Below are 9,836 nucleotides of genomic sequence, written 5' to 3' on the forward strand. Positions count from 1 at the left end.
TTCAGACTCCCTGTTCGATTCGACCGGCGCGGGCCAGCACGGCGTTGAGCAATACATCGGTGCCTTGCTTCACGTCTCCGGGCAACACATCTTCGGCTTCGTTATGGCTCAAGCCACCCACGCACGGGATGAACACCATCGCCGTCGGGCAGTAACGCGCGAGGTGAATCGCGTCATGGCCGGCGCCGCTGACAATCGACTGCTGAGCGTAGCCCAGCGCATCCACCGCATCTTGCACGGCTGCCACGCATTCGGCGTCGAACGGCGTGGCCGGGCTGATCCAGTGCGGGGTGATCGTCAGGTTCAGGCCTCGGCCATCGGCGATGGCCTGCAACCGGGCGTGGACTTGTTGCTCCATGGCGGCAATGGCGTCGTCGCGGTGATGACGCAGATCGACGGTGAAATTCACCAGCCCCGGAATGGTGTTGCGCGAGGATTTGTTGATGCTCAACTCGCCGACCGTGGTCAGGCCTTCGGGGGCAAAATCTGCGGCCAGACCTTCAATCGCCTGAATCATCCGCGCCACACCGTACAGCGCATCTTTGCGCAGCGGCATCGGCGTGGTGCCGGCATGGGCGGCCATGCCTTCCACGCGTACGTCGAGCCAGCGGATCGCCTGACCGCCCGTGACCACGCCGATGCTTTTGGCGTTGTCTTCGAGGATCGGGCCTTGCTCGATGTGCGCTTCAAAATACGCATCCACCGCGCCGCCCAACGGACGTTCACCGGCGTAACCGGTACGCTGCAAGGCCTCGGCAACGCTGATGCCATCGACATCACGCACCGCCAGCGCGGCGTTCAGATCCATGATTCCGGTGAACACCGCCGAGCCGAACATCGCCGGAGTGAAGCGCGCACCTTCTTCGTTGGTCCACACCGCCACTTCCAACGGTTTGCGGGTCTGGATGTTCAGGTCGTTGAGGCAACGCACCACTTCCAGCCCGGCGAGCACGCCGTAGACGCCATCGAAACGCCCGCCTTCGGGCTGGGTGTCGAGGTGGCTGCCCATCATCACCGGCGCGGCGTCCGGGTCGGTGCCGGCTCGGCGGGCGAACAGGTTGCCGATGGCGTCCACGCTCAGGGTCATGCCGGCTTCGCGGCACCAGTGGGCGAACAGTTCTCGACCGGCCTTGTCTTCATCACTCAGCGCCAGACGGCAGCTGCCCCCTCGGGCGGTCGCACCGATTTCGGCCATGGCCATCAGGCTCGCCCACAGGCGTTCACCATTGATTTTCAACATGAGGTTCTCCTGAAATTCCGGGTTAGGCACGGGCCATTTCCGCGCGATGGGCACTGGCGTGACGACGGGCGAGGGACAGCACGCAGACCAGCGAAATGCCGGCGATCAGGCTGTAGAACACCGCCATCGGCCACCATTGCCCGGTGAACTTGTGCGCCAGCATCGTGCCGATCAGCGGCGTCAGCCCACCGGCCACCGCGCCGCAGATCTGATAGGCCAGCGAGATTGCGGTGTAGCGCACGCGGGTCTCGAACATGCCGCTGACGTATCCGGCGATCACCGCGTAGAACGACGCCATGCACACCACCGCTAGCGCAATGCCGAGGATGATCAGCGGCGCCTGGGCCGAGCTGACCAGCACAAACATCGGATACGGCGAGGCCATCGCCAGCAGCGACACCAGGCACAGGAAACGCGTCGCGCCGATCTTCTCCGCCGTCCACGCGGCCAGCGGCTGGATGCAGAACTGGATGATCGCAACGAAGAACAGGCACTCAAGAATCAGCGAGCGCGGCAGCGCCAGTTGCTGAGTGGTGTAGGCGATCATGAAAGTGTTGGTGAAATACACGCCAGCGATGCCCAGCGTGTTGGCGCCGATGCACAGCAACAGCGGACGCCACGCGGTGCGCAGCACTTCCATCACCGGTGCCTGTTCTTTCTTGATCTGTTTTGTGGCCTGCTCGCGGCTGGCGAGGAATTCCGGTGACTCGTTCACGCCCAGACGAATCGCCAGGCCCACCAGCAGCAACAGCGCACTGGCGAGGAACGGTAAACGCCAGCCCCAACTCATCAGGTCTTCTTCCGGCAAACGGGTCACCGCGCTGAACGCCAGCAGCGACAGGATCAAACCCGCCGGGCTTCCCAGTTGCGCGAACGACGCGAAGAAATTGCGCCGGCCCTTCGGCGCATGCTCGCCGGCCATCAACACCGCCCCGCCCCACTCGCCACCGACGGCGATGCCCTGGACGATTCGCAGCAGAATCAGCAGCACCGGCGCGGTGGCGCCGATCTGCGCGTAGGTCGGCAACAGACCGATGCACACCGTGACCACGCCCATCATCAACAGCGTGATGATCAGGGATTTCTTGCGGCCGATGCGGTCGCCGATATGACCGAAAATGATCCCGCCCAACGGCCGGGCAAAGAAGCCCACGGCGAAGGTGCCGAATGCGGCCATGGTGCTGAACAGCGGATCGTCGGAAGGAAAGAACAGCGCGCCGAACACCAGCGCGGCGGCGGTGGCGTAAATGTAAAAGTCGTACCACTCGATCATGGTGCCGATGAAGGCTGCGGCCGCCGCACGGCGCGGCTGGTTCGAAGCGTGGGGCTTCATGGGGTCGGGCTCCTTTGATTGTTTTTTTGGCAGGAGGAAAACGTAAATCCGAGGCGCTCTGGCGGCGCCTGTCGTGGGGTGATTTATCGTCTCGGGGCTATGATTAGTCAATTTTCTATTTATTATTCCGAGTATTACTTCACCTTATAATCGAGAGCCGCCATGGCCGAACGCGATGTGCAACGCCTGCTCAACGACCGCCTCGACTGGAACCTGCTGCGCACCTTCCGGGTGATCGGCCAGGAGCTGAGCATCAGCCGTGCCGCCGCGCGTCTGCACCTGACCCAACCGGCGGTGAGCCAGGCGCTCAAGCGTCTTGAGGAGCAATTGGGTCGCCAGTTGATCGCCCGACGCGGCCCGCGCTTTGCCCTCACTGAAGTCGGCGAGCAGATCTTCGAACTGGCCGGCGAGATCTACGGGCAGATGTCCCAGGTCAGCAGCCTGCTGGAGCAACCGGCCGACGAAGTGATTGGCAAGGTGCGACTGCTGATCATCAGCCGGATTTTCTCCGAGCGCTTTGATGACTTCCTCGCCGACTTTCATCGGCAGTATCCAAGGGTGGATCTGGAGGTGGATGTGATGCGCAGTTCGGACATCGTCAGCGCCCTTCAGGAGAAAACCGCGACCCTCGGTCTGAGCCTCAATCGCCGCCCGCAACCGCGTCTGGAACAGCGCCTGTTCCTGCGTCAGCGCTATGCGTTTTTCTGTGGCAAACACCACGCGCTGTTCGGCCGACAGGACATCGGCGAAGGCGATCTACAGCGGGAGAATTTCGTCAGTTTCACCAGCGACCAGATTGGTGGAATGCTCTCGCCGCTGACGATTTTTCGCGATCAGCAAGGCTTCAGCGGACGCATCGTTGCCTCATCGCCAAGCCTGGAAGAAGTGAGGCGACTGGTGATCGCCGGGTTCGGAATCGGTTGTTTGCCGGAGCACGTGGTGGCAGCGGACGTCGAGGCCGGATTGCTCTGGCGCCTGCCGCCCCACGAGGGGATTGCCGATGTCGACATTCATCTGCTGTGGAACCGCGACCAGCGCATGAGCCGCGCCGAGACGCTGTTCATCGAACGTTTGCAGGCCTGTCTGGCGGATCAGTAACCGAGCAGTCGATCCGCGCTGTTGAGCAACGGCTCACCGGCATTCAATCGGCGGAAGTTCTCGGCGATCTGCTCGGCGATGCAATCGTGGGAGGCCGCCGAAGCCATGTGCGGGGTGATGGTCACGCCTGGGGTTTTCCACAGGGGATGATCGGCGGGTAGCGGTTCCTGTTCGAAGACATCGAGCAGCGCCCCGCGCAGTTTTCCGCGGGCTAGAGCCTGTTGCAGATCCTCGATGTTCAGGTGTCCGCCGCGACCGACGTTGACCAGTGCCGCACCGTTGGCCAAGTGCTCGAACGTCTGGCGATTGAGGATGCCGCGAGTCTCGTGGGTGAGCGGCAACAGGTTGATCAGCAATTCCACGCCGTCGAGAAACGGGTTGAAAGCTTCGCAGCCGGCGTAGGTCTGCACGCCCGATAAATCCTTTTTGCTGCGCGCCCAGCCACGCACGTCGTAACCAGCGGTTGCCAAATCCTGGGCGATCGCGCTGCCGAGCGAGCCGAGCCCCATCACACCGATCCGAAACTCGTGGGCCGGGCGTTGCAGCGGTCGCTCCCAATGCTGTTGGCGCTGTTGCTCCAGCACTTGATCGAAGCCGCGATGAAAGTGAATCACCGCCCAGCGCACGTACTCGGTCATGCCTTGGCGATGACCGGGATCGACCACGCGGCACACCGGCAAATCGGGGCAAGACGGATCGTGCTCCAGGTGATCGATCCCGGCGGCGACCGAGTGAATCACTTGCAGATTGGGTAACGCGGCGAGGCTGTCCGGTAGCGGAAACCAACAAGCCGCGATCTGCGCATTCACCGCCCGGGGATCGTCGGCCAGCACCGCCGAAAGCTGCGGCGCGCGGCGGGCAAAGGCCTCCTGCAATTGTTTGAGCAACAGCGTGTCGCGGGACATCAGTGCAACGGTGTTCATGACAGATAGGACTCGCGCTGGGATTCGATCAGGGTCAGTGCGGCCTCCCAGGCCAGGTCGATGATGTTGTCCTGTTCATCGCGGTCGAACTGTTCGGCGGTGTGGGCGCAGACTTCCGGCGACGGGAAATGCAGCTCGCAGCCACCGGCCAGCGCCTGAACCTGGGCCTGGCAGGCGCGCTCCAGGAAGTGGATTTCCTGGAATGCCTGGGCCACGCTCGAACCGCCGACCAGCAGGCCGTGATTGCGCAGGATCATCGCCCGGTGCGGGCCGAGGTCGGCGATCAAGCGCTCACGCTCATCCAGCGATAAGGCGATGCCTTCGTAGGTGTGGTAAGCAAGTTTTCCGTAGAACTTCAGCGCGTGTTGACTGATCGGCAGCAGGCCTTGTTTCTGCGCGGCGACGGCCATGCCGGCGGCGGTGTGGGTGTGGATCACGCAGTTCAGATCCGGGCGCGCCATGTGGATCGCCGAGTGGATCACGAAGCCGGCGGCGTTGACCCGATGCCCGGCGTATTCCGGGTCGACGATGCGTCCGTCCTGATCGATGCGCACCAGATCGGAAGCACGCATGCGGTCGAAAATCACGCCGTAGCGGTTGATCAGGAAATGATGCTCAGGCCCCGGAATCCGCAGGGTGATGTGGGTGTCGATCAGGTCGGTCATGCGAAAGTGCGCGATCAATCGATACAGCGCAGCGAGCTCGCAACGGGCTTGCCATTCGATCGGGTCAATGTGGGCGGGCTTACTCACGAATACACCTCTTTGCTTGTGTGAAGGACGACCGGGTTGGCCCGCAAACGCGCGAGGCCACAGACACCGATCAGAGACAGGGCCGACAGCAGCGTGAAGAACACCGCCAATGGCAGCCACTGCCCGGAAAACTTGCTGGCCAATAGCGTGCCGATCAGCGGCGTGGTGCCGCCGGCCAACGCGCAGCTCAATTGGTAGGCGATGGAGATCCCCGAGTAGCGCAGATGCACCGGGAAGGCCTGGGTCATGTATCCGGCGATCACCGCGTACAAAGCTGAGAGAATCACCACCGCGACGGCGATGCCGAGGGTCATCAGCAGGATGTTCTGAGTGCCGACCAGCAGAAACATCGGGTACGGCGTGACCATGCACAGCAACGCCACCAGCATCAGGAATCGACCTTCGCCGATGCGTTCGGCGAGCAGCGCAGACACCGGTTGCGACAACAGTTGAATGACCGTCACCAGAAACAGGCAGTCGAGAATGGTCGCCCGTGGGATGCCCTGATATTGGGTAACGTAGGTAATCATGAAGGTGTTGGTGAAGAAGAAGCCGGCCGAACCGATGGTGACGGCGGCGGCAGCAAACAGGATCTGCCGCCAGCACTGACGGATCACGTCTTTCACCGGGTATTTAGCGGTTTCGTTGTTGTCCTTGGCCTTGGCGAATTCCGGTGATTCATGCACCCCGGAACGAATCATCAGACCGACCATCATCAGCACGCCGCTGGCGAGAAACGGCAGACGCCAGCCCCAGGCGAGGAAGTCTTCCGGCGACAGCGACGTCACCAGTCGAAACGCGATCAACGCCAGCAGCAAACCCGCCGGGCTGCCGAGCTGGGCGAACGAGGCGTAAAAGGTTTTGCGTTTGGCCGGCGCGTGCTCACTGGCCATCAACACCGCCCCGCCCCACTCGCCGCCGACGGAGATGCCCTGAATCAAACGGAGAACAATCAGCCCGATCGGCGCCCAGATGCCGACGCTGGCGTAGCTCGGCAACAGACCGATGCCGGCGGTAGCCAGACCCATCAGCGCCATGGTCACCAGCAGCATTTTCTTGCGGCCGAGACGATCGCCCAAATGACCGAACACCATCCCGGCCATCGGGCGGGCGATGAAGCCGACGGCGAAACTGCCGAACGCGGCGAGCGTGCTGGTCACCGGGTCGCTGCTGGGAAAGAACACTTGCCCGAGCACCAGTGCGGCGGCGGTGGCGTAGATGTAGAAATCGTAGAACTCGATGGTCGTGCCAATGAAGGCAGCGGCCGCGGCGCGACGCGGCTGAGCGGTGGTGTGCATGCAAGAACCCTGTGTATTTATAGTTTTGGGCAGGTGTCGAGGCGGCTGACGGTCGCGCTCTGTGGCGCTTGTGGGCTTTATCGCTTCCGTGACAGGATTAGTCAATTTTCAAAAACTTATCTTTACTATTAGCGTGGCTACTACATGACCTCTTCCGCTAATCCTTGGGTCGGCCGGCGTTTTCTAAATGACCGGCTGGACTGGAACCTGCTGCGCACCTATCTGGTGATCGGTCAGGAAGGCAGCATGAGCCGCGCCGCTGCCCGGCTGCACATCACTCAGTCGGCGGTCAGCCAGGCGTTGAAACGTCTCGAAGAACAACTGGATTGTGTGTTGATTGCCCGCAGCGGACGGCGCTTTGATCTGACGGAAACCGGGGAAGAAGTCCTGCGGATTGCGGCGGATATCTACGGCGATATTTCTCGTTTGGGCACCGTGGTCGAAAACCGCCATGACGACGTGGTGGGCAAGATCCGTATCCTCACCGTGAGTGGCGTTCAGGCGCGGCATTACGATGAGTTTCTTGCGGACTTCCACGAAACTCACCCGAAAATCGAGCTGGAAGTCGAGGTGATGGGTAGCTCGAACATCATCAGTTCATTGCTGCAGAAGACCGCTACGGTGGGAGTCGGATTGTGTCGTCTACCGCAGCCGAGGCTGGAACAACGAGTATTGTTTCGTGAGCGCTATGCGTACTTTTGCGGGCAGCGGCATCGACTGTTCGGACAGCAGAATCTGACGCTGGAACAGCTGGCGGCGGAGAACTTTGTCAGCTTCACCAGCGATCAGCTCGGCGGCAATCTTTCGCCGTTGACGCTGTTTCGTGACCAGCAGGGATTTACCGGCAAGATCGTCGCCTCCTCCACCAGTTTCGAAGAGATTTATCGTCTGATCTGTGCAGGGTTCGGGATTGGCTGTTTGCCGATTCACCTGGTGCGACGAGATGTCGAACAAGGCTTGCTGTGGCGCTTGCCGCCGGAGGATGGGGTGGTGGATTTCGATATCCAGCTGCTGTGGAATCGCGAACAGAAGATGACTCAGGCGGAAACGGTGTTCATCGACAGCTTCCAGCACATGCTCAGTTTGCGTGAGCCTGTGCTGTGAAGCTGCAGCGGATTACACGTGGGGATCGCCCGGCGCCTTGGTCGGCGCCGCGTATTGCGGCTTGAGGTGACCGTGCTGGTCGAGCAGCCAGGCGTCCATGATCTGCCGCACCACGGGACCTGCGACCCGGCCACCGGCCTCGCCATTTTCGATCATCACCGAGATCGCGATCTTCGGATGTTCGGCAGGCGCAAAGCCGACGAACAAGGCGTTGTCACGATGGCGCTCGAGGGTTTTCTCGCGGTTGTAGCGCTCACCCTGCTTGATCGCCACCACTTGCGCCGTACCGCTCTTGCCGGCGATGCGGTATTGCGCACCGGCCGCCGCCGCACGAGCAATGCCTCGGGCGTCGTGCATCACCATCTGCATGCCGTGGTTGACCTGCTCCCAGTCACGCGGATCCTTGAGCAGGATGTTCGGCATCGGGTGTTCGTCCACCGGCGCTACACCGTCGACAGTCTTGGCCAGGTGCGGACGGTTCCAGATGCCCTTGTTGGCAATCAGTGCAGTGGCTTGAGCCAGTTGCAGCGGCGTGACCTGCATGTAGCCCTGACCGATACCGAGGATCACGGTTTCGCCGGGGAACCAGGCTTGACGGCGTGTGGCGCGCTTCCAGGCCTGGGAAGGCATCAGACCGGGCGACTCCTCGAACATGTCGAGCGATACTTTCTCGCCGAGGCCGAACATCGCCATGTAATCGTGCAGGCGATCGATGCCGAGCTTGTGCGCCAGGTCGTAGAAGTAGGTGTCGTTGGAACGCATGATCGCTGCGTCCATGTCCACCCAACCGTCGCCGCTGTGATTCCAGTTGCGATACTTGTGGTCGAAGTCCGGAAGTTGGTAGTAACCCGGATCGAAGACTCGGGTTTGAGGCGTGACCACGCCGGCGTCGAGGCCAGCGATGGCCACTTCCGGCTTGATCGTCGAACCGGGTGCGTACAGGCCGCGCAGCACGCGGTTGAACAGTGGACGGTCAATGGAGTCGCGCAGCGCGGAATATTCCTTGGAGCTGATACCGGTCACGAACAGATTGGGGTCGAAGCTCGGGTTGCTGACCATGGCCAGTACTTCGCCGGTCGAGGGGTCCAGCGCAACGACCGAGCCGCGACGGTCGCCCAGAGCGGCTTCGGCGGCTTCCTGGAGCTTGATATCGAGGCTCAGGACGATGTTTTTGCCGGGTATCGGATCGGTGTGTTTCAGCACGCGCAGTACGCGGCCCTGAGCGTTGGTCTCTACTTCCTCGTAACCGACGTGGCCGTGCAGTTGTGGCTCGTAGAAGCGTTCGATACCGGTCTTGCCGATGGACTGGGTGCCGCGGTATTCGACGGAGTCGAGGGTCTTGGATTCTTTCTCGTTGATGCGGCCGACGTAGCCGATCGAGTGTGCGAAGTGCGCGCCCAGCGGGTAGTTACGAACGAATTGTGGTTCGACATCCAGGCCCGGCAAGCGGAACTCGTTGACTGCCAGTACGGCGATCTGCTCTTCGGTCAGCTCATAGAACAGCGTTACCGGTGTAAACGGGTGGCGCGACTGCTTCATAGCCTTGTCGAAGACTGTGCGGTCTTCGGCAGGCAGGTGCAGGAGGTTGATGACTTCATCCAGCTCTTGGTTGACGTCAGTCGCGCGCTCGCGGGTGATGGTCAGGTTGTAGCTGGGACGGTTGTCGGCCAACAACACGCCGTTACGATCGTAGATCAGGCCGCGAGTCGGCGGGATCGGCAGGACGTGGACGCGATTGTTTTCGGAGATAGTCGAGTGGTAGTCGAACTCGACGACTTGCAGGATGTACAGGCGCACAACCAAGGCGCAACTGACGGCGAAGACGAACAGGGCACAGGCGATCAGGCGTTTGTTGACCAGCCGCGTCTCTTTTTCGTGATCCTTGATAGGGATGGGTTCGGGCATTTCTGCAGCCACTCTTTGACAAAAAATGAGCGCCGATCCTTGGGCGTAACATCAGTCCGTTAAAAAACGAGCTGCACCATACCAAAAACCGGGCGGTCATTTCAGAGGGATTTCCCCAATGGTTGCGATCGCGACGGCTGGGGGTTTCTCCAGGAACTTTTCTGCGGGCAAAACAAAACCCCA

8 protein-coding genes are annotated in these 9,836 nt (G+C 61.4%); 2 read left to right on the forward strand and 6 right to left on the reverse strand.

The annotated features are described in order from the left end of the window. Position 1 precedes the first annotated feature (1 nt). Both PMI24_RS09190 and PMI24_RS09195 read right to left on the reverse strand, forming a co-directional pair. Positions 2–1,240: a Zn-dependent hydrolase gene (locus PMI24_RS09190; RefSeq protein ID WP_007953110.1), complete on the reverse strand. Its 1,239-nt coding sequence runs from the start codon at positions 1,238–1,240 to the stop codon at positions 2–4. A 22-nt stretch (positions 1,241–1,262) separates the two neighbouring features. Beyond that, positions 1,263–2,573, reverse strand: coding sequence for an MFS transporter (locus PMI24_RS09195; RefSeq protein ID WP_007953111.1), 1,311 nt, complete (start codon positions 2,571–2,573; stop codon positions 1,263–1,265). Between the two features lie 162 nt (positions 2,574–2,735). On the opposite strand from PMI24_RS09195, the gene PMI24_RS09200 reads away from it, so the two are divergent. Continuing rightward, on the forward strand, positions 2,736–3,671 hold the full coding sequence (locus PMI24_RS09200) for a LysR family transcriptional regulator (RefSeq protein WP_007953119.1): 936 nt from the start codon (positions 2,736–2,738) through the stop codon (positions 3,669–3,671). On the opposite strand, the gene PMI24_RS09205 is transcribed toward PMI24_RS09200, so the two are convergent. From PMI24_RS09205 to PMI24_RS09215, 3 genes are read right to left on the reverse strand one after another with little or no spacing between them, the layout of a single operon-like run. Continuing rightward, positions 3,665–4,594, reverse strand: a complete 930-nt coding sequence (locus PMI24_RS09205; protein ID WP_007953120.1) for a 2-hydroxyacid dehydrogenase — start codon at positions 4,592–4,594, stop codon at positions 3,665–3,667. The two genes, PMI24_RS09200 and PMI24_RS09205, sit on opposite strands and share 7 nt — an antisense overlap. After that, a complete protein-coding gene (locus PMI24_RS09210; RefSeq protein ID WP_007953122.1) occupies positions 4,591–5,346 on the reverse strand; it encodes a class II aldolase/adducin family protein in 756 nt (251 codons plus the stop codon). The genes PMI24_RS09205 and PMI24_RS09210 overlap by 4 nt, the downstream gene beginning before the upstream one ends. Next, positions 5,343–6,644 carry an MFS transporter gene (locus PMI24_RS09215; RefSeq protein WP_007953124.1) on the reverse strand — a complete coding sequence of 434 codons (1,302 nt, stop codon included), beginning with the start codon at positions 6,642–6,644 and terminating at the stop codon, positions 5,343–5,345. The genes PMI24_RS09210 and PMI24_RS09215 overlap by 4 nt, the downstream gene beginning before the upstream one ends. A gap of 144 nt (positions 6,645–6,788) precedes the next feature. Here PMI24_RS09215 and PMI24_RS09220 point away from each other — a divergent pair, with 144 nt between their 5' ends. Next, positions 6,789–7,748, forward strand: a complete 960-nt coding sequence (locus PMI24_RS09220) for a LysR family transcriptional regulator (protein WP_007953130.1) — start codon at positions 6,789–6,791, stop codon at positions 7,746–7,748. Positions 7,749–7,760: 12 nt separating this feature from the next. On the opposite strand, the gene mrdA is transcribed toward PMI24_RS09220, so the two are convergent. Then, entirely contained in the window at positions 7,761–9,653 is a 1,893-nt protein-coding gene (gene mrdA / locus PMI24_RS09225) for a penicillin-binding protein 2 (protein ID WP_007953132.1), read from the reverse strand. Positions 9,654–9,836: the final 183 nt, after the last annotated feature.

Origin of the sequence: Pseudomonas sp. GM25 (assembly GCF_000282255.1) — a bacterium.
Classification (GTDB): Bacteria; Pseudomonadota; Gammaproteobacteria; order Pseudomonadales; family Pseudomonadaceae; genus Aquipseudomonas; species Aquipseudomonas aphyarum.

What these genes read in the sequence shown, in the direction of transcription:
- PMI24_RS09190 (WP_007953110.1), bottom strand. Translation starts at nt 1,240, where the DNA reads ATGTTGAAAATCAATGGTGAACGCCTGTGGGCGAGCCTGATGGCCATG.
- PMI24_RS09195 (WP_007953111.1), bottom strand. Translation starts at nt 2,573, where the DNA reads ATGAAGCCCCACGCTTCGAACCAGCCGCGCCGTGCGGCGGCCGCAGCC.
- PMI24_RS09200 (WP_007953119.1), top strand. Translation starts at nt 2,736, where the DNA reads ATGGCCGAACGCGATGTGCAACGCCTGCTCAACGACCGCCTCGACTGG.
- PMI24_RS09205 (WP_007953120.1), bottom strand. Translation starts at nt 4,594, where the DNA reads ATGAACACCGTTGCACTGATGTCCCGCGACACGCTGTTGCTCAAACAA.
- PMI24_RS09215 (WP_007953124.1), bottom strand. Translation starts at nt 6,644, where the DNA reads ATGCACACCACCGCTCAGCCGCGTCGCGCCGCGGCCGCTGCCTTCATT.
- PMI24_RS09220 (WP_007953130.1), top strand. Translation starts at nt 6,789, where the DNA reads ATGACCTCTTCCGCTAATCCTTGGGTCGGCCGGCGTTTTCTAAATGAC.
- mrdA (WP_007953132.1), bottom strand. Translation starts at nt 9,653, where the DNA reads ATGCCCGAACCCATCCCTATCAAGGATCACGAAAAAGAGACGCGGCTG.